Raw genomic sequence first — 17,920 nt, 5'->3', positions numbered from 1 at the left:
CGATGGAGACTACCGGGGACTGTTCTGTGTGGGGCCGATCAGCCCGGCAGACGACAATGCGACAGCAAGTCGCAGCGGCAGCACCAGTGCGCCGATCGCAAGGATCGTGAACACCAAGCCTGCGATATCCGGAGCCCACAGAACGAGTTGGGTCAGTTCGACCCCCGCGGCGGTCGGCAGTGCGATGCCGAGACCCGCCAGGGCCCCACCGATCACGAGCAGCCAGAGGGTGAAGTTCGCGGCCGCCCGCTGTCGCGACACCGCTTTCGGGTGGACGAGCAGCTGGATACCGCGAACCACCGCGGCGATGCCGATGGCCACCGATGCGCCGAGGCCGATGAGAATCGCCTGGTAGGAGCGTTCGACCGGGGCCACCGCAGACTCATGCCCGAGCGTGCGCGCCGCGATCCCGAACCCGATATCGAGCAGTGCGGCCTCCTGGAACTTTCCATAGGCGTTCGCGGTGACGACGACGGCGTGGTCCGGCAGCAAGATGACGTGGGCCGCATAGCCGGGCGCGGCACCGCCATGCCAGACCATCGGGATGTCGGTGCCGTCGACGGTCCAGTGACGCCAGCCGAGGCCATAGCTCCTCCCGTCACCGGTGGGCACCACCTCGTCCAGCACGGTGCCGTCACCCAGACTCGCCCGTGCGAAAGCGGCGAGATCGTCGAGTGTGCCGCCGAGATAGCCATAGGCCACCCCGGCCGGGTCGAACGGCGTGGCGAACGGCACCGGCCTGCCGAAGACGAAGCGATGCCCGTCGGGAACCACGGCGGTCGCCTGTTCCGCGGACGTGACAGCGGTGCGCATACCGAGTGGTTCGAGCACGCGCTCGGCGAGCACCTCCGTGAAAGGTCGACCGGTGACCGACTCGACCACGGCACCGAGCAACAGATAATTTGTACTCGAATAGCGATGTGCGACACCGGGTTCAGCGGTCAGCGACTCGTGGGCGAGCTCGGTGACCACGTCACCCGGTCTGAGGTGCGCGTCGGTTCGATCGGTATAGGTTGTCGACGTCGGCAAGCCGCTTGTCTGGTTCAGCAAGTGCCGCACGGTGATTCGCGCCGATAGCGCAGCATCGCCGGTTCGGAACGACGGCAGATAGGTGGTCACCGGTTCGTCGAGGCGCAACTCCCCTGCCGCCACCATCGTCGAAACCAAACGCGCTGTCACCGGCTTGGCCACAGAACCCCACAGGAACGCGGTCCCCCGGGTGACCTGCGCGCCCGAGCCATCGGTGCCGAAAGTTCCGGCATGCCGTATCCCCGCCCGGTCGACCACCGCGTACGCGGCCCCGGGAATCCGCAGCGCGGCCATCCGCTCGCGCACGAACTCGTCCGAATCAGAGCTCGGACCGGAACCGCCCACGACCGCATCCGGAGCGGGCGCGCAACCGATGAGCACCAGCATCGAGAGCAGCAGCACCGGCCATCGTTCCAATATCGTCATATTGGAACGATAACCATATGAGTATATTGTTGTCCATGCCTCGAGTTGCCGATCACGACCAACGACGCACGCTGATGACGCACGCCTTCCAGCGGCTGCTGGCCGAGGAGGGGCTGTCTCGGGTGACGTTCAGCAAAGTGGCGGCCGACGCGGGGATCTCGGTCGGGTTGATCCAGCACTACTTCGCCAACAAGGACGAGCTGCTGCGATTCTCGTACGAGGACTGCCTGCGTCGCAGCGCCGACCGGGTCGCGCAACACATCAGCGCCGGCGAAGCGGCCGGGCAGCCGATTTCGGCGATGCTGCTGGCAGGCTTGGCCGAACTACTGCCACTCGACGCCGAACGAAAGGTGGAGTTCCGGGTCGATCGCAGCCTGTGGACCCTTTCACTGAACAATCCGGAGCTGGCCCGGATCGCGCAGCGAGCCCATCACGAACTGCACGGCAGGATCGCCACCGCCATCCGGAACGGCAAGGAATGCGGCGAGGTGAACGCCGAGGTCGACAGCGCCGCCGCCGCAACGATGATCACCTCCGCCACCCGCGGACTGGGCGACATTCTGTCGATCGAATCAGCCGCCTCCGACCCCGCTGTGCTGGATACCGTTCTGCGACCGGTGATTTCGACCGTCTTCACCGGCCGCTGCGGCCACTTCGACTAGGGCCGCCGAGAACGGCCGCCCGCATACGTCCCAGGAGACGGCTGGTCGGCTCAGCGCGGGCCTTGGCCCCGATCGCGGATCGTCACCGAGATCGGCGTCGTGGTGTCGGACTCGATGCGCACCAGATGGTCCGGGCCGACTGTGCTCGCGTGTCCGCCCTCGACGGTGATCTCCGGTCCGTTCGGGTAGTGCAGGGGGCTGATGAAGATCTCGGTCGGGGCTCGCATCAGGGCGGGGTCGTAGGCGTAGTGGAATTCTCCGGTTGCCGCGTCGAAGGACAGCGAGCGCGGAATGCCCGCGGTGGCTTGGGGATAGGTGCGGACCAGGGTGCGTAGCTTGTCGGGCTTGGTCGAGGAGAGCTCACCGTCCGCGGTGAACAGGCCCTGGGCGGTGTCGGCGGTGGTGGGGTCGTTCCAGTGTTTGTAGGCCCAGTGCATCCAGCCGGTCAGTGCCTGGTCGGCGGCGGCGGTGTCGATGGCGAGTGCCCGGATATTGTCTGTCGCACCGAATTCGGTCATCAGTCCTACCGCGCCCATGCGGTCGGCCTGATGCAGGGCGCGTTCTTGCGCCTGACCGCTGTAGGCGAGGCAGCCTTCGGCGTCGGTGCCGGGCAGACCTTGCGATTGCAGGAAGATCTGGGGGCAATAGTTGTGCCAGGAGTAGCCGATCTGTGGATCGTCGGCGATCGGCTCGAAGAAGGTCGCGACATCACGTCCGCCCGCGAGCTGCTGGGGTTCGTACCAGACGATGCCGGACGGATCGACCTGCCTGATCGCGGCGCGGACGCGGTCCATCGCCGGTTGTAGTTCGGTGCGGTAGTGCTGGGCGCATCCGGTGATCGCGCACTCGGCGAACTCGGATCCGGCCCACGGCTCGTTCAGCAGGTCATATCCCATGGAGTAGGGCTGATCTCGCCAGCGTTGGGCCACCGCCTGCCACGCCTGAGCCCAGCCGTCGAGCAGTCCGTTGCGGTTGGCCCAGAAGTCGTCCCAGAGCGCGGATTGCTCGGGCAACCAGTAACCCCAGGGGAATTCGGCTGTCGTCACCGGAAAGGGCCCGAACGCAGCCGGCCGTCGCACCGCCCACTGCGGTACGCCTTCACCACCGTAGATTTCGTGCCACTGGTCCTGGTGGAAGTCGAACTGTGTCCAGATTCGGTTCGCGGCCAGTTGTCCGACGACGCGGTCCCAGCTGTCCAGGTAGTCGTTGTCGACCACTCCTGGCGCAGTGGGAGTGACTCCCGCCCACAGGGTTCCGATCCGCGCGCCGTTGAAACCGTGCTCGGCCAGCCAGGCGGCGTCGGCCGCGGTGAAGCCTTCGGCGGTGTCGGGCGGCACATACGGCGCCTGCTTCCAGACCAGGTTGACCCCGTGCACGATGACGACCCGACCGTAGTGATCGACCAGCCACCGTCCGTCGCGACGGAGTTGGGGCACGGCGCCCATGGGAGCCGCGGTGACAACGCGCGCCTCGGTCGAGAGCAACAGAAACACGAACAAGACGAGCCCGAGCCGACGCAGCAACCGAGCGCTACGGGACCTGCCGCGATCGATGGTTGCCGGGTCTGTGCGCATCTGCACGACTCCTCATGGTCGACGAGTGCGAGACATGCATATATGCACCAAGGCATCCGAATACACTCGCGTATCGCTGATGAGTTTGGGGAGGTCGGTCCGAGTTGTCAAGACCCGACGATGACCCGAGCCGCAGGCCGAAGCGGGCTCGATATGCCGGTGGGCGACGTCAGCTTTCGGCGGCGGCCATCGCGGTGAGAGAGCGGTTGAGCAGGGTCAACGCATCGAGGAACGAGTCGTGCGGGATCCGCTCGGGGTCGGTGTGGGCGAGGGTGGCGATGCCGTGTTCCAAGGCGAGCACGAGGAGCGCGATCTGTTCGGTGGGCGCGGGCAGCCGAATTCCGGACGCCTCGGCGACCCGTTCCACGGTGGAGCCGAACCAGTCCATCGTGGCTCGGTCGTAGTCGCGCAGGCGATCGGCCACCTCGGGATGACGCAGAGCGTAGAGCCGGAACTCGATCAGCAGAAGGAACCGCTTCCGGTCGGCGAACCGGTTTCCGCCCTGCCCGTCGAGTGGATCGATATCCTGCTGCGGGGTGTTGCCGGAGTCGGTCAGCCTTGTACCGTTGTCGATTTCGCGTTGTAGCCAGTTGTCGAGCAGCGCCAGGAACAGATCGGTCTTGTTAGCGAAGTTCGCGTACACCGCGCCGCGGGAGAATCCGGCGCGTTCGGCGATGTCGTCCAGCGCGGCATCGGCGAATCCCTTGTCCGCGAACACATCCTCGGCCGCGCTCAGTAGCGCGGCACGGGTCCGTTGCACGCTTTCGGCGCGAGTGAGTCTCGGCAACGTTGATCTCTCCATCGGACTCGACAGGGCAGGACGCGACCAACACACTACGTCCACCTCCCACCGGCCTGCGATCTCGGTTGATGAGCAAGGAGCCACAGATCGCCCCGTAGCCACGGCCTCCGAGAAGTCGGCTGCCACCGCGTGTTTCGCCGTCGCCGGATTCGCGACCTCCGCGAACCAGGACGAAGTAGCCTCTCGGAGTGAGCAGAGAGTTGCGGGTCGCCGCCTACGCCATCTGCGTGCGAGAAGTCGCCGGTGTCGTCGAGTTGCTGCTCGCCAGGTGGGTGTCGCCCGACGGCGCCAAACAGTGGACGTTGCCGGGCGGTGGAATGCACCACGGCGAGGATCCGATCGCCACCGCTGTTCGAGAGGTCGACGAGGAGACCGGATACCTCGTCGAGGTCGTCGAGCTTCTGGGTATCGACTCGGTCAACCATCGATATCCGCGCGCCGGAGGTGAATTCGCGGACTTCCACGGCCTACGGATCGTGTACGAAGGTCGGATCACCACCGGGGAACTCCGCCACGAAACCAATGGCTCGACCGACCTCGCCGCCTGGCACCCGCTCGACGATGTCGCCCACCTCGACCGAGTCGATCTGGTGGACATCGGGATCGAGCTGTGGCGAACCAAGCCGGCCGACGGAAACGTGACTCGGCCGAGCAACCCGGGTCAGTACACCTAGACGAGGGTCACGTCGAGCGGCACCGCGTTGCGCAACGTGTGCCCCACCGGGGAACTGGACTGCACCTTCGCGCGCAGTTCCTCGAGCTGCTCCCGGGAGGCGTCCGTTTCGTCAGTCAGTACTCGTGCTTGATGACGAAGTAGGAGCCGCGAATGGTGCCCGCGAGCTTCGACTTCTGCCGCGCGAACTTGAACGAGTCGAGCTCGGCGGGCACTTCCATGCCCTCGCTGAGCTTGAACCCGACCGCCCGCTTCTTCGCGTCGTCGATCGAGTACATGACATTGATCGACAGACCGCTCTCGTAGAAGACGTAGGCGATCCGAAGGTTCTCGACCTGGAAAGCCGTGGCCTCCAGCGGGCGAGAGGAGATCACGATGTCACGTTCGTCCGCGAGTATCCGGCTCACCCAGTCGACGGCCGATGTCGCCTCGCTCGCGGGCTCCACCGTGAAGACGTGATCGTATTTGTTCTTGAAGTACCGAGCCTCGTTCGCCCGCAATCCGGCGAGCGCGTCCACGACCGGCGACGACTCCAGACCCTGGGTCGACACGGTTGCGAAATCCACGGTATAGGCCACAGCGAACTCCTCAGAGGGTCCATCACGTCACCGGCAGCATCGACATCGTCGAACCTCGCGCCCCGCCGAACCGAGGCGCGCATCGCAGCGCAGCGTCAGTGCGAGTAGTCCCGGAATGTCATGACGCCGCCGACCAGGATACCCATCACCGCCAGGATGTAGACGGTGACACGGACCCAGGTCGGCCCGTAATAACTGACCGCCATCGCCGCTCCCAGCGCTACCAGAATCAGCACCACTCCGTAGAAGGGCGTGCGTTGCTCCCTGTCAACCATCACTCCAGTGTCCGCCGACCGCGCTGCGGGTGCCATGCCGATTACGACGCGGTCTGGAAACGCACGCAGGGGTCGCCGCCTCTTGTATATACGTATACATCTACGTATAGTCATAAGCGTTGCCAGGCACCCCGCCGACCTCCGCACGCTTGATCGGAACGAACATGACCGCACCGCAGATCACCCGTCCGGGAATGCTCCCCACCAGCGTCTACACCGGTTGGACAGGTCCTCGGCCACGCATCGATCTCGTCCTGCGATACCTGCGCGGCGATCACACCTTCGCCCAGCTGATCCGCTTCGCCCTGGTCGGCGGGGCCAGCAACATCGCCTATGTGCTGCTGTTCCTGACCATGCACGGCAGCGGCCCACTGGTCGCCAATGTCGCCGGATCGATGGTGAGCACGGTGATCGCCAACGAATTGCACCGGCAACTCACCTTCCGGGCGGGAAGCAGGGTCGGCGGGTTCACCGCGCAGTAGGAGGGCGGCGGGTTGGCGCTGCTCGGCCTCGGCATCAGCACGGCGGCGTTGGCCGGACTGGATTTCCTGGCGCCGGGCCTCGGCGAGACCGCGCAGGCGGGCGCCGTGCTCGCTGTCATGGCCGTGGTGGGCGGGCTGCGATTCCTGGTCCTGCGCAGTTTCGTCTTCGGAAATTAGGCTCGAGCTGCGCTGATTCGTTATCAGTGGCACCGTATCCGTTATCGTCCCAGGACGAATTCCTTTGGGCAGCAGCCGTTTACGCGTCGATACCGCAATCGATACCCCCGCATAATTTCGCCCTGTCAGAAATGTCTGATGAATGACGGGCCCTGCGGACCGGGCGGAACAGTTCTACTGACCGGGCTGCCCAGTTCGGGAAAGACCACCCTCGCCACCGCCACCCGGCACCGCGTGGCGGACGCCGGGTATCCAGTCGAAGTACTCGATGGCGATGACATGCGCGGGCGGCTGTGGCCCGAACTCGGCCTGGCCCCCGACGACCGCAAGCGCAATCTCGGCAGGATCACCACCCTCGCGGTGATGCTGGCCGGCCACGGCGTGCTCGTTCTCGTTGCGGCCATCGCTCCGTACGCCGCCGATCGTGCGCTGATGCGGGCCCGCCACGATGACGCCGGCCTCGACTTCGCCGAGGTCCACGTCGCCACCGCGCTCTCGGACTGCGAGCAGCGCGATGTCAAAGGGCTGTACGCGCGCCGGGCACGGGGCGAGCTGACCCAGCTCACCGGGGTCGATGCGGCCTACGAGGACCCGCTGCTCCCCCAGCTGCGGATAGACACCGCTGCCGAGACGGTCGCCGAGTCCACCGATCGCGTGCTCGAACTCCTGATCCGACGAGGTCTGTTCGCCGCCCCTGTACCGAGCCGACAACCGTGAAGCAGGCAACCCGCCTCGTGCCGGCGCCGATCTTCATCCTGTCCGCGCCCCGATCCGGTTCCACCCTGCTGCGTTCGGTGCTGAACAGCCATTCACGCATCCACGCCCCGCACGAACTGCACCTGAATCTGCTGACCGTCCAGGAAATCGAGTGGACCGCCGACGACATCACCGAGCGCTACGCGAGTATCTCGCTGGACGCGCTCGGCCTGACGATCCGTGAGCTGGAACATCTGCTCTGGGACCGCCTCCTGCACCACGAACTGGAACGCAGCGGTAAGGACCGGATGGTCAACAAGACGACGAGCAGCGTGCTGACCTGGCGACGGATCGCCGCGTGCTGGCCCGATGCCCGCTACGTGTTCCTCCTGCGCCACCCGACGCAGATCGCCGACTCCTTGGGCCGTGCCTGGGCGGATCGTCGTGAAATCGACCCGGTGCGAAGGACTTTGGAATTCGTCGCGGCGATGAACGAGGCCCGTGCGGCGCTCGACGGCCACGAGGTTCGCTACGAGGACCTGACCCACCGCCCCGAGGAGACCGTGCGCGGGTTGTGCCGCTTCCTCGATGTGGAGTGGCAGCCCTCGATGCTGGACTACGGCCGATTCGACCACGGAAGCTATGTCCGGGGTATCGGCGACTGGAGCGAGACCATCCGCTCCGGCGTCATCCAGCCGGCGCGCCCGCTGCCCACCGACCCGGACGTCCCGGACGCGCTGAAGTCGGCGTGCCGAGAATGGGGCTATCCGGCTAGTCGGTAGACGCGCCCGGTCAGACGTACGGGTCGACCTCGGCCTGGTCAGACCGAGATTCGGACGCCGGTGAGTTCTTCGGAGATCTGCCAGATGCGCTGAGCGTCGTCGAGGCCGCGTAGGCGACCGTAGAGTTTCTGCTCGGCGGGAGGGCCGCCGAGGTGTCCGGGTCCGCTGGGTCCGTAGAAGCGCTCGGTCTCGGCGTCGGGCGCGGTGGCGGCGTAGAGGGCGGGCAGCGTCGCCGACTCGACGGTGCCGAGGAGGATGCCTCGCGCCGAGAGCCACCGGATGAGTTTGACCCCCGTGGTGTCCTGCGCGCGCCCGACCTCGGGCCGGGCGGCGAGCAGATTCGTCGGTGCGACGCCCGGGTGGGACAGATTGCTGGTGATGCCCCAGCCGTTGGCTCGGCTGCGTCGGCCGAGTTCGAGCCCGAACAGACCGAAGGCGATCTTGGACTGGCTGTAGGCGTGCCTGCCGTTATAGGAGCGCTCCCAGTTCAGGTCGTCCCAGTTGATCCCGTGCTGGTTGGCCGCGACGCTGACCTGCGAGGTGACGCGCGCACCCCCTGCGCGGAGCAGGGGCAAGAGGTGCCCGACCAGGGCGAAGTGCCCGAGGTGGTTGGTGCCGAACTGCAATTCGAACCCGTCGGCGGTGACCTGTCGATCCGGCGGGGTCATCACGCCCGCGTTGTTGATCAGCAGATGGATGGGGCGATCCTCCGCTCGCAGGGTCTCGCCGAGCGCCGCAACGCAATCCAACGAGGACAGGTCGAGTTCGCGCAGCGAGACCTGCGCCTCGGGGCTCGCTTGCCGGATAGTGTCGAGCGCGGCCTCGCCCTTGCGCTGGCTGCGCACCGGGAGAACGACTTCGGCCCCGGCGGCCGCCAGGCGCGCTGCGATCCCGACGCCTATGCCATCGCTGGCTCCGGTGACCACAGCGCGTTGTCCGGTGAGGTCGGGAACAGTGATGTCGGGTTGCCGACGTGGCATGTCGCTTCTCCTGTGCTCGGTGTGCTGGGCTGGTGGTATCCACGATCGTCCGGCCGAGAGGCGACATCCAGGGACTGTCGATCAGTGGATACCCGCGAGCCCCGACGGTAGAACCGAACCAGTCACACAAAGGAGATCTCTGGTGATCGTACCGAGAGCTACGAGAAATTGCAGTTGCTCTCCGTGGTCAGCACCGAGATGCTCCACTGACCAGCGGCTCAGATCTCTACGGCCGCCAGTAACCAGCCGGTCCCGTCGTAGTCCATGAGGTCGCGGACGAGGGCGACCCTTCGTCGGCATCCTGCGCTCAGCACGAGCCGAACCCGTTCGCCACCGGACCACACCCCGACGACCTCCGCTGAGCGCAGCGGCCAGAAGGTCATCGGCCCCGCGTGAGTGGGGCCGCGGTGACGGGTTCCTCGCTGCTGCTCGGCGCACATGTTCGCCGGACAGATAGCGGCGCGTCCAGCAGTTCGTCGAGCAACTCCTGGGCACGCGGCCACGGTCCGTGGCCTGACGCCGGATTCAGATGGCCGACGTCGCCGAGGTCGACCAGTCTGCTCCCCCACACCTCGGCCATGCCTGCGACGCGGCGAGCCGTGGCCAAGGGGTCGGTGCTGCTCGCGGCCACGATGCTGGGGAAGGGTAACCGCCTGCGCGGAATCGGCGTCCAGCCGTTGGCCGTGAGTTCGTCGACGGTCGGATAGCCTTGCGGCAGTGAAGTTTCGAAATCGGGCGGCGTGGCTAGCAGTGCGCCGCGCACCGGCCGGTCGGACTGTTGCGCCCAGTGGACCGTGATCATCACGCCCGCGCTGTGCGCGACCAGGACGACGGGTCCGTCGATGTCGGCGAGCACCGCGTCGAGTGCGGCGACCCGTGCGGCCAGACTCAGCCCGTCACGTTCCAGCGGCGGCACGATCGCCACCTTCCAGAGCGTGTCGGCGAGCAGGCTCTGCCAGTGGTCGGCGACGTGATCGCGCAGGCCGGGAACGATGACGACGGTGGGTTCGGGAAGAGCATTCATGAGGTGCGGCAGTCCTTTTCGACAGAATCAGTGCGAGGCGTGCACGGTGGCGAGCTTGCGCAGCCCGAGCGGGTAGACCCGGCGACCGAGCAACAGGGCGACGATCGCGAGGACCGACACCACCGGCGTCACCCGCAGCGCGTTCTGCAGACCGAGATGGTCGGCGAGGACACCGACGACGAACGGGCCAAGTGCCAACCCGAGCAGGCTGTTGGCGAGAGTGAGCGTGCCGAACGCCGACGCGCGGACCGAGGGGTGGGTGAGATTGGCGACCATCGCCACGGTCGGACCGGCCGAACCGCCGGAGAAGAACGCGCCGATACCGAGCAGAACCAGTTGCGGCACACCGGTACTCATGCTGAAACCGAGACCGAGGGTGACGAGTGAGATCAGGCAGAACACGATCGCGGTCGTCCACTTGCGCGCCATGTCGGCGCGGCCGACCCGGTCGGTGATCACACCGCACACCACCATGCCGGCGCCGACGAGGGTCACGATCACCGCCGCCAGACCCGCGGCCCGGTCGGGCGCCAGCCCGTAGTAGCGGTTGAAGAAGCTGGGCATCCACGACAGCAGCACCGCGGCGGTGAACATCTGCAATCCGCTGCCCACGTAGGCGCACAGCACGGCCGGATTGGTGAACAGCGTCGAAATCGGTGCGCGGAAGGCGATTTCGGGTGTGGGCTCGGTGGCGTGGGCGGCATTGCGTTCCTCGGTGACCACCGCACGGAACGCGACGGCCAGCACCAGACCGAAGACCGCCATGGTAGCGAACGACCACCGCCACCCCAGGTGTACGGCGATCACACCGCCCGCGGCGACACCGAGCACCGAACCGAACGAGCCACCGGCCATGAACGCACCGCTCAGAGCCGCGTGCCGACGGGCCGCGAACACGCTGAGCACCAGCGCGACCCCGACGCTGCCGTAGGCGGCCTCGCCGACGCCGACGAAGAAGCGGGCGACGAGCATCTGCGGGTAGTTGTCGGCCAGGGCGCACACCAGGGTCGCGATGCTCCACACCACCGCCATCACCACCAGGCTCCTGACCCGACCCCACCGGTCGGCCAGCACCGACAGCGGCAGCGTCAGCAGACCCACCATCAGCGCCACCACGCTGCTGAGCGAGGCCAGCTGCGAATCCGACAGTGTCCATTCGGTTTTCAGGAACGGGAACACCGCGCTCAGCACTTGGCGGGACATGTAGTCGGCCAGTAGCAGACCGAAGGCGAGGGCGAATACCAGCCACGGATAGTTGCGGGTGACAGACGAGGAACGGCGCGGCGCCGACGCGAGGGGCGCGACGGTCGTGGTGTGGTCCATGGGTGCTCCTGCGAACCGGTGGACGTCGTCGCTGACGTCCACCGGGTTGTCGAGACAGGGGAAGGTGATCCCCGCCGAGGGTCAGGCGTGGTGGGTGAAGCCGACCTGGCCCGGCTGGCGGTTCGGGGCGAACCCGATCTTGGCGAGCGTCTCGTCGGCGTCGGCGTAGCGCTCGTCGAGCTTGTAGATCTCGCGCGCTTCCTTACCGGTGGCCACCTCGCGGCCGAGTTCGCCCGCGATCCGGACCAACTGCTGGATCTGCTGGACCGAGGTCATCTTCTCGCCCTTACGACCCCACAGGGTGTCCTCGTTGCCGCAGCGCGCGTGCAGACCCATCGCGATGGCCATCGTGTTCACCGGCAGCACGCTGCGCATCAGCGTCTCCAGGGTGAGCACCGCGCCGTCGGGAGTGCGGCGGATGAACTCCATCATGTTGTAGGGGTTCGGGCCGTCGAAGCCGCCGCCGATGCCGACCCAGGTCAGCATGAGCGGGCCGGTGTACACGCCGCGGCGGATCAGCCGTTCGACGGTCTCGAGCTGCGGAATGCTCGACAGCTGGAAATGCGGCTGAATTCCGTTGGCCTGCAAGCGCTTCAGATGCTCGGCAACCCAGGTCGGGCCCGCCGGGACATACATCTCCCGGTACGCCTCGTACACCTCGGGCCGTTCGAAGGAGGTGCCCGCGATGTCGTCTTCGGTCATCAACTCGACGATGTTCATCTGGCTGGTGTTGATCGCGATGGTGACCTGGTCGGGCTTGGGATCGAGTTCGGCGAGCATGTGGCGCGCGTCGTCGGTGAGCCACTTCGCGTCGGCGCCTTCGCCTTCGGGCGAGAAGGAGATCGAGCCGCCGACCTGCAGGATCATGTCCGGTACCGCCTCGCGCAGGCGGGCGAGCAGTTCGTTGAACTTCGACAGGCGCTTGGACCCCTTGCCGTCGAGTTCACGCACGTGGATGTGCAGCACGGTGGCGCCGGCTTCGTAGCAGTCGACGGCGGCTTGGACATGCTCGTCCATGGTGAGCGGCAGGTCGTCGCGGAAATCGTCGAGTTCCCATTCCGGGCCGTACGGCGCGACGGTAATGACCAGCTTTTCCTGGTTCTCGGGGAACAGTGCGTCGTCGTGAAAATGCATGGGGGTACTCCGATCGGAATTGCGGGGCTAATCGAAAGTGAAAATTCAGAAGGGACGGTCGCCGACGATCCCGGCGCGCTCCATCTTGCGGACGGCGGGCCAGTAGTCCTGCACCGCGTAGTGCTGGGTGCACCGGTTGTCCCAGATCGCGAAGCTGTTCTCGGTCCAGCGCCAGCGCACCTGGTATTCGGGGATACTCGCTTGGCGCATCAGGTAATTGAGGAGTTCACTCGCACCCGGCGCGTAGTCGGCGCCGAATCGAACATTCTCCGGCGTGTGGTAATTGACCAGATGCGTGGTGAAGGAATTGACGAACAGAATGTCCTCGCCGGTGTCCGGGTGGATACGCACCACCGGATGTTCGGCATCGGGGAAACGCTCGTGCAGGGCGAGTCGTTTCTCCTCCGAGAGCGCGGCGCCGAAACTCGCCTCGATACTGTGCCGCGCCCGCAGATGCGCGATCCGCGATTTCACCGACTGCGGCAGCCGCTTGTACGCCTCCACCATGTTCACCCAGATGGTGTCGCCACCGACGGGCGGCGATTCCACGCAGCGCAGGACCGCTCCCATCGGCGGATTGACCCGCCAGGTGGCGTCACAGTGATAGGCGTTCTCGTAGTGCTCGGGCGCGCTGTCGAGGTCCTTGTAGATGCGGACCAGACCGGGGTGGTCGGGATCGCTGCTGAGCGCCGGGTGGTCCTCGAGCGGGCCGAAACGTTCGGCGAGCGCGACATGTTCGGCACGGGTGATGTCCTGATCTCGGACGAAGAGCACCTTGTGGCGCAGCAGCAAGGTGCGCAGTTCGGCGAACAGGGCGTCGTCGGCGGCGACCTCGGCGAGGTTCACCCCGTGTAGTTCGGCGCCGATGGTCGCGGTCAGCGGCGCCGCGCGCATCGCGGTTCGAACGGTCATTGGCTTGTTCCTTTCCGGTGGACGCGTCAGATCGCGAAGACCGACGCGCCCACGCTGCGGCCTGCTTCGAGGTCGCGATGGGCCCGCACGGCGTCGGCGAGTTCGTAGCGCTGGTTGATCTCGACCCGCAGCCGGCCCGCGGTGAGGTGGTCGTGCAGTTCGCCGGCGAGTTCGGCGCGTTCGGCCGGGTCGGCGATGTAGTCGGCGAGCGCGGGCCGGGTGACGAACAGCGAGCCTTTCACCGCCAGCTGCATCGCCTCGATCGGCGGCACGGGTCCCGAGGCGGTGCCGAAGCACACGAGCAGGCCGCGCCGGGCGAGAGAATCCAGCGACGACTGGTAGGTCGTCTTGCCGATGCTGTCGTAGACCACGGGAACGCCCGCGCCATCGGTGATTTCACGAACCCGGGTCGCGACGTCCTCCCTGGTGTAGATCACCACGTGGTCGCAACCGTTGGCCCGGGCGACCGCGGCCTTCTCCTCGCTGGAGACGGTGCCGATCACGCTGACGCCGAGCAGCTTCGCCCACTGGGTGAACAGCTGCCCGACCCCGCCCGCCGCCGCGTGCAGCAGCACCGTGGCGCCCGCGCGCAGCGGGTGGATGCGGCGCAGCAGATAGGCGGTGGTCAGTCCGCGCATGGTGGTCGCGGCCGCGGTGTCGAACGCGATGCCATCGGGCAGCGCGATCAGGTGCTCGGCGGGCATGATCCGTTCGGTGCTGTACGCGCCGAGCGGGCTGCCGGTGTAGGTGACGCGGTCACCGGCCGCGAAGCCGACGCCGGGGCCGACGGCCTCGATGACGCCTGCCCCCTCCACGCCGAGTCCGGCCGGCAACGCTGCCGGATACAGACCGGTGCGGAAATAGGTGTCGGCGAAGTTGAGCCCGACCGCCTCGTGCCGGATACGGACCTCGCCGGGCCCCGGCGCGCCGACCTCGGTGGACTCCCACCGCATCACGTCGGGACCACCGGTTTCAGCGAATCGAATTGCGTGTGCCACAGCTTCTCCTCCTATGTGATGGACATAACAGTAGGCTCGATCACGCATCAACGCTTATCCTGTCGGGACAGAAAACTATTCCCCTCGGGACACTTGGAGGCACTGGGTGAAGCCGCTGTCCCGGTACGCGTCGTTGAACGACTACGTCGAACTGGCCGGGTCACTAGGCCTGGAACCGGCGCGGTTGATCCGTGACTGCGGACTCGATCCGGCCGGTTTCGGCACGCAGGACCGGTGGATTCCCGCCGAGGCCGTCGCCGAACTGCTGGAACGCTCGGCCGTCGAATCAGGCAGGGAGGACTTCGGCCTGCGGTTGGCGCAGCTGCGGCGGTTCTCCAATCTCGGCCCGCTGAGCTTGGTCATCCGAGAGGAGCCGGACGTGCGCAGCGCGCTGCGGCTGCTGTCGCGCCACGAGCACATGTACAACGAGGCGCTGCACACCGAGGTCATCGAGGCGAACGGCATGGCCACCATTCGGGTGAACGTGGATGTCGGCCGAGCGGTCCCGGTCCGGCAGGCCGTCGAGCTCACCACCGGAGTGCTGTACGGGCTGCTTCGCGGATTCGCCGGACCGACCTGGCGCCCGACGCAGGTGTGCTTCTCCTACCCCGCCCCGCGTGACCGGACCACCTATCACAAGATGTTCGGCCCGCACGTCGAGTTCGATCAGGATTTCAACGGAATCCTCACCTACAGCGGCGATCTCGACGCCGAGAACGCCATGGCCGACCCGCTCCTACGTACCTACGCGCAGCAGTTGCTCGCCATGGCACCGTCGCGGGAGGCCACGGTCACCGACCGAGTCCGCGAACTCGTCGAATTGCTGTTGCCGACGGGCCGCTGCACCGTCGAGCAGGTAGCTCGCAGCCTCGGGGTCGACCGGCGCACGGTGCACCGCAAGCTCGCGCAGGACGGCACGACATTCACCGCGTTGGTCGACGACATCCGCGGCGCTCTGGCCGAACGGATGGTGGCCAACCGCCGTCACTCCCTCACCGAGGTCGGCGATCTGCTCGGCTTCTCCTCGGTGAGCAACTTCTCGCGATGGTTCAGCGCGAGGTATGGGGTGAGCCCCCGGCAGTGGCGGCAGCAGGAGGCCGCGCGCCACTGACCGACGCGGTAGCCCCCTATTGCGGCAGACGCAACACGCGTCGAGCGATGATGTTGAGCTGGATTTCGATGGTGCCACCGCCGAAGAGGATGGCGGGCAGGCCGAGGAAGTCGAAGGTGTAGGGCTGCTCGGGGTGTCCGATGGCGGCGCGTGGGCCGAGGATCGAGGCGAGAGCGCGGGTGGCGTCGCGTTGGGCGATGGCGTTCCAGACTTTGCGGATGCTGTTGCTGGACCCGTTGCCGTCGGTCCTGTCGTTCATCCTGGCCACGACGTCGCGCAGGTTCAGCGCGGCGACGGACAGCTCGAGCGCGGTGTTGCGGCCGAGGACACGGACCGCGTCGTCGCGGGTGCCGGTGTGGTCGCCGGATTCGAGCAGGCGGCGGACCAGGGTGCTCGAGCCGTGACCGAAGGTGGCCGAGCCCATGGCGACCCGCTCGTTCGACAACGTGGTGACGGCGATCCGCCAGCCGTCACCGGGCTTCGCGACAACCTGGCTGTCGGGGACGAAGACCTCGTCGAGGAAGACTTCGTTGAACTCCCAGATGCCGGTGACCTGGCGCAGCGGACGGACCTCGACCCCCTCGGCGTTCATCGGGATCAGGAAGTAGGTCAGGCCGGCGTGTCGAGGGACTTCGGTGTCGGTGCGCGCCAGGCACACGGCCCAATCCGCGTCCTGTGCTTGGGAGTTCCATACCTTCTGCCCGTTGATGATCCAGCCGCCGTCGACTTTGCGCGCGGCGGTGGACAGTCCGGCGAGATCGGAGCCTGCGCCGGGTTCGGAGAACAGCTGGCACCAGATGATGTCGCCGAGCATGGTCGCGGTGACGAACTGTTCGCGCTGCTCGTCGTCGCCGTGTTCGATCAGCGTCGGCAGTACCCAGGCGCCGATTCCGAGTTCGGTTCGCTCCAGCCCATGGCGCGCGAATTCCTCGGCGATCACCGCTTGTTCGGCGGGTCCGGCGCCGAGTCCGTACGGGCGTGGCCAATGCGGGGCGACCAGCCCGGCATCGGCGAGCACCGCCCGGCGGGCACCACCGCGCGCGGGTGACCAACCCTCGGAAGGGATTTCGTCATCCGCGAGAGCGGCGACCGCGTCGAGCACGCCGCCGACCGTGGCACGCAGTTCGGGCAGTGTGTCGGCGTCGACGAACGAGAAGTCGCGTTCGGCGAGCAGCGCACGCTCCCCCAGCGCCCTGGCCGCCGCGTCCTCGCCGCCGACGACAGCGGCCAGCGCGATCGCGCGACGCCAGTACAGGTGGGCGTCGTGCTCCCAGGTGAATCCGATGCCGCCGAGCAGGCCGACACAGTCCACCGCCTGATCGATCGCGGCGGGCAGCACGGTCAGCGCCGCATTCGCGGCGGCGAGCAGTCGCTGCTCGGTCGGCTGGGTCTCGGCGCGGGCGGCGTCCCAGGTCACCGCGCTCGCCACTTCGGCGCGGACCAGCATGAGCGCCGCTTTATGCTGCACGGCCTGGAAACTGCCGATCGGGCGGCCGAATTGGTGTCGGACCCGGATGTATTCGACGGTGGTGTCCAGGCACCAGCGACAGATCCCGGTCGCCTCCGCCGCCGCCAGGGTGGTCGTCCACAGCTCCGCGACGGCGGGGTCGATGCCATCGAGCACCCGCCCCGCATCGACCGGGTAGGCATCGAATTCGGCGCGAGCCAGTGATCGAGTCAGGTCGACAGCCTCCCCGGGCGTGATTCGGATCGAAGACACCGAACACGACGGGGTAGCCGGATCGGCGGGGCCGAGCCAGAACCACAGGCTCGCTTCGGGATCCCCGTCGACGGCGGCGCGCACCACAACTCGTTCGGCACCGGTCAGCCCGAGCGCCGGATCGGACACGCCCGACACGACCCAGCCCTCGCCATCGCGGGTCGCCCGCAGGTCGGGCCCGGTGACGACCGCGCCCGTCACGCCGGCCCCGAAGTCCGCGAGCAGCGCACCGGCGTCGGTAGCGGCCATCACGAGCGCGCTCGCCGTCACTGTCGACAGGTAGGGGCCGGGAAACAGGGCAGCACTCAACTGCTCGACCACCACCGCGAGGGTGTCGAGCCCGCAGTCGTCACCGCCGTACGCGGCGGGGAGGTGCAGTGCGTGTAACCCCGGCTCGCACAACGCAGTCCATACTCCGGTCGGCATGACCCCGGCGGCGTAGTCGGACAGGTGTTCGCGCGTCTGCGATAGTGGAGCGATCTTGCGGGCGAACGCGGCAACCGATTGCGCCAGCGCGTGCTGGTCGGCGTCTACGGCTAGAGACATCTGTGTACTCCTGAAT

20 protein-coding genes are annotated in these 17,920 nt (G+C 67.0%); 7 read left to right on the top strand and 13 right to left on the bottom strand.

What is annotated here, in order from left to right; genetic code table 11:
* Positions 1-9: 9 nt before the first annotated feature.
* Positions 10-1,455 (bottom strand): serine hydrolase domain-containing protein, encoded by a 1,446-nt coding sequence (locus tag NS1_RS14765; protein ID WP_084503737.1) that lies wholly within the window; start codon positions 1,453-1,455, stop codon positions 10-12.
* A 35-nt stretch (positions 1,456-1,490) separates the two neighbouring features.
* Here NS1_RS14765 and NS1_RS14760 point away from each other — a divergent pair, with 35 nt between their 5' ends.
* Positions 1,491-2,117: a TetR/AcrR family transcriptional regulator gene (locus NS1_RS14760; RefSeq protein ID WP_062985102.1), complete on the top strand. Its 627-nt coding sequence runs from the start codon at positions 1,491-1,493 to the stop codon at positions 2,115-2,117.
* 50 nt (positions 2,118-2,167) lie between these two features.
* Here the strand turns inward: NS1_RS14760 and NS1_RS14755 are convergent, their stop codons facing one another.
* Positions 2,168-3,691, bottom strand: coding sequence for a cellulase family glycosylhydrolase (locus tag NS1_RS14755; RefSeq protein WP_084503754.1), 1,524 nt, complete (start codon positions 3,689-3,691; stop codon positions 2,168-2,170).
* 169 nt (positions 3,692-3,860) lie between these two features.
* The gene (locus NS1_RS14750; RefSeq protein ID WP_169812779.1) at positions 3,861-4,478 is read right to left on the bottom strand and encodes a TetR/AcrR family transcriptional regulator; all 618 of its coding nucleotides are present in this window, start codon (positions 4,476-4,478) and stop codon (positions 3,861-3,863) included.
* 203 nt (positions 4,479-4,681) lie between these two features.
* Here NS1_RS14750 and NS1_RS14745 point away from each other — a divergent pair, with 203 nt between their 5' ends.
* Positions 4,682-5,167 carry an NUDIX hydrolase gene (locus NS1_RS14745; RefSeq protein WP_062985095.1) on the top strand — a complete coding sequence of 162 codons (486 nt, stop codon included), beginning with the start codon at positions 4,682-4,684 and terminating at the stop codon, positions 5,165-5,167.
* A gap of 115 nt (positions 5,168-5,282) precedes the next feature.
* On the opposite strand, the gene NS1_RS14740 is transcribed toward NS1_RS14745, so the two are convergent.
* Both NS1_RS14740 and NS1_RS14735 read right to left on the bottom strand, forming a co-directional pair.
* Positions 5,283-5,744, bottom strand: coding sequence for a DUF8821 family protein (locus NS1_RS14740; RefSeq protein ID WP_062985094.1), 462 nt, complete (start codon positions 5,742-5,744; stop codon positions 5,283-5,285).
* Between the two features lie 95 nt (positions 5,745-5,839).
* On the bottom strand, positions 5,840-6,019 hold the full coding sequence (locus NS1_RS14735) for a hypothetical protein (RefSeq protein ID WP_056821658.1): 180 nt from the start codon (positions 6,017-6,019) through the stop codon (positions 5,840-5,842).
* Between the two features lie 164 nt (positions 6,020-6,183).
* Between NS1_RS14735 and NS1_RS42630 the strand changes: the two genes are divergently transcribed.
* From NS1_RS42630 to NS1_RS14720, 4 genes are all read left to right on the top strand, one after another.
* Positions 6,184-6,501: a GtrA domain-containing protein gene (locus NS1_RS42630; RefSeq protein WP_444980728.1), complete on the top strand. Its 318-nt coding sequence runs from the start codon at positions 6,184-6,186 to the stop codon at positions 6,499-6,501.
* A 12-nt stretch (positions 6,502-6,513) separates the two neighbouring features.
* The gene (locus NS1_RS42625; RefSeq protein ID WP_444980727.1) at positions 6,514-6,678 is read left to right on the top strand and encodes a hypothetical protein; all 165 of its coding nucleotides are present in this window, start codon (positions 6,514-6,516) and stop codon (positions 6,676-6,678) included.
* A gap of 138 nt (positions 6,679-6,816) precedes the next feature.
* Positions 6,817-7,395 carry an adenylyl-sulfate kinase gene (gene cysC, locus NS1_RS14725; protein WP_062985093.1) on the top strand — a complete coding sequence of 193 codons (579 nt, stop codon included), beginning with the start codon at positions 6,817-6,819 and terminating at the stop codon, positions 7,393-7,395.
* Complete coding sequence (locus NS1_RS14720) at positions 7,392-8,156, top strand: sulfotransferase family protein (protein ID WP_062985092.1); 765 nt, start codon at positions 7,392-7,394, stop codon at positions 8,154-8,156. Before cysC ends, NS1_RS14720 begins: the two co-directional genes overlap by 4 nt.
* Positions 8,157-8,194: 38 nt before the next feature.
* On the opposite strand, the gene NS1_RS14715 is transcribed toward NS1_RS14720, so the two are convergent.
* From NS1_RS14715 to NS1_RS14690, 7 genes are all read right to left on the bottom strand, one after another.
* On the bottom strand, positions 8,195-9,136 hold the full coding sequence (locus NS1_RS14715; protein ID WP_062985091.1) for an SDR family oxidoreductase: 942 nt from the start codon (positions 9,134-9,136) through the stop codon (positions 8,195-8,197).
* A 218-nt stretch (positions 9,137-9,354) separates the two neighbouring features.
* Positions 9,355-9,519: a hypothetical protein gene (locus tag NS1_RS40040; RefSeq protein ID WP_157125217.1), complete on the bottom strand. Its 165-nt coding sequence runs from the start codon at positions 9,517-9,519 to the stop codon at positions 9,355-9,357.
* Positions 9,516-10,160 carry an RBBP9/YdeN family alpha/beta hydrolase gene (locus tag NS1_RS14710; protein ID WP_084503735.1) on the bottom strand — a complete coding sequence of 215 codons (645 nt, stop codon included), beginning with the start codon at positions 10,158-10,160 and terminating at the stop codon, positions 9,516-9,518. The genes NS1_RS40040 and NS1_RS14710 overlap by 4 nt, the downstream gene beginning before the upstream one ends.
* 27 nt (positions 10,161-10,187) lie before the next feature.
* Positions 10,188-11,483, bottom strand: coding sequence for an MFS transporter (locus tag NS1_RS14705; protein WP_062985331.1), 1,296 nt, complete (start codon positions 11,481-11,483; stop codon positions 10,188-10,190).
* 81 nt (positions 11,484-11,564) lie between these two features.
* Complete coding sequence (locus NS1_RS14700; protein WP_062985089.1) at positions 11,565-12,617, bottom strand: beta-keto acid cleavage family enzyme; 1,053 nt, start codon at positions 12,615-12,617, stop codon at positions 11,565-11,567.
* Between the two features lie 45 nt (positions 12,618-12,662).
* Positions 12,663-13,529, bottom strand: a complete 867-nt coding sequence (locus NS1_RS14695; protein ID WP_062985087.1) for a TauD/TfdA dioxygenase family protein — start codon at positions 13,527-13,529, stop codon at positions 12,663-12,665.
* Between the two features lie 26 nt (positions 13,530-13,555).
* Positions 13,556-14,527 carry a quinone oxidoreductase family protein gene (locus NS1_RS14690; protein ID WP_062985085.1) on the bottom strand — a complete coding sequence of 324 codons (972 nt, stop codon included), beginning with the start codon at positions 14,525-14,527 and terminating at the stop codon, positions 13,556-13,558.
* Between the two features lie 106 nt (positions 14,528-14,633).
* Between NS1_RS14690 and NS1_RS14685 the strand changes: the two genes are divergently transcribed.
* A complete protein-coding gene (locus tag NS1_RS14685) occupies positions 14,634-15,638 on the top strand; it encodes an AraC family transcriptional regulator (protein ID WP_062985083.1) in 1,005 nt (334 codons plus the stop codon).
* Between the two features lie 16 nt (positions 15,639-15,654).
* Here the strand turns inward: NS1_RS14685 and NS1_RS14680 are convergent, their stop codons facing one another.
* Entirely contained in the window at positions 15,655-17,904 is a 2,250-nt protein-coding gene (locus tag NS1_RS14680; protein ID WP_062985081.1) for an acyl-CoA dehydrogenase family protein, read from the bottom strand.
* Positions 17,905-17,920 lie beyond the last annotated feature (16 nt).

Origin of the sequence: Nocardia salmonicida NBRC 13393 (assembly GCF_001613085.1) — a bacterium.
GTDB lineage: Bacteria > Actinomycetota > Actinomycetes > Mycobacteriales > Mycobacteriaceae > Nocardia > Nocardia salmonicida.
This window is presented reverse-complemented; position numbering and strand designations above follow the sequence as displayed.

Excerpts from the sequence above, each read along its gene's own strand:
- NS1_RS14765 (WP_084503737.1), bottom strand. The coding sequence starts at position 1,455 with ATGACGATATTGGAACGATGGCCGGTGCTGCTGCTCTCGATGCTGGTG.
- NS1_RS14760 (WP_062985102.1), top strand. The coding sequence starts at position 1,491 with ATGCCTCGAGTTGCCGATCACGACCAACGACGCACGCTGATGACGCAC.
- NS1_RS14755 (WP_084503754.1), bottom strand. The coding sequence starts at position 3,691 with ATGCGCACAGACCCGGCAACCATCGATCGCGGCAGGTCCCGTAGCGCT.
- NS1_RS14735 (WP_056821658.1), bottom strand. The coding sequence starts at position 6,019 with ATGGTTGACAGGGAGCAACGCACGCCCTTCTACGGAGTGGTGCTGATT.
- NS1_RS42630 (WP_444980728.1), top strand. The coding sequence starts at position 6,184 with ATGACCGCACCGCAGATCACCCGTCCGGGAATGCTCCCCACCAGCGTC.
- cysC (WP_062985093.1), top strand. The coding sequence starts at position 6,817 with ATGAATGACGGGCCCTGCGGACCGGGCGGAACAGTTCTACTGACCGGG.
- NS1_RS14715 (WP_062985091.1), bottom strand. The coding sequence starts at position 9,136 with ATGCCACGTCGGCAACCCGACATCACTGTTCCCGACCTCACCGGACAA.
- NS1_RS40040 (WP_157125217.1), bottom strand. The coding sequence starts at position 9,519 with ATGACCTTCTGGCCGCTGCGCTCAGCGGAGGTCGTCGGGGTGTGGTCC.
- NS1_RS14710 (WP_084503735.1), bottom strand. The coding sequence starts at position 10,160 with ATGAATGCTCTTCCCGAACCCACCGTCGTCATCGTTCCCGGCCTGCGC.
- NS1_RS14705 (WP_062985331.1), bottom strand. The coding sequence starts at position 11,483 with ATGGACCACACCACGACCGTCGCGCCCCTCGCGTCGGCGCCGCGCCGT.
- NS1_RS14700 (WP_062985089.1), bottom strand. The coding sequence starts at position 12,617 with ATGCATTTTCACGACGACGCACTGTTCCCCGAGAACCAGGAAAAGCTG.
- NS1_RS14695 (WP_062985087.1), bottom strand. The coding sequence starts at position 13,529 with ATGACCGTTCGAACCGCGATGCGCGCGGCGCCGCTGACCGCGACCATC.
- NS1_RS14680 (WP_062985081.1), bottom strand. The coding sequence starts at position 17,904 with ATGTCTCTAGCCGTAGACGCCGACCAGCACGCGCTGGCGCAATCGGTT.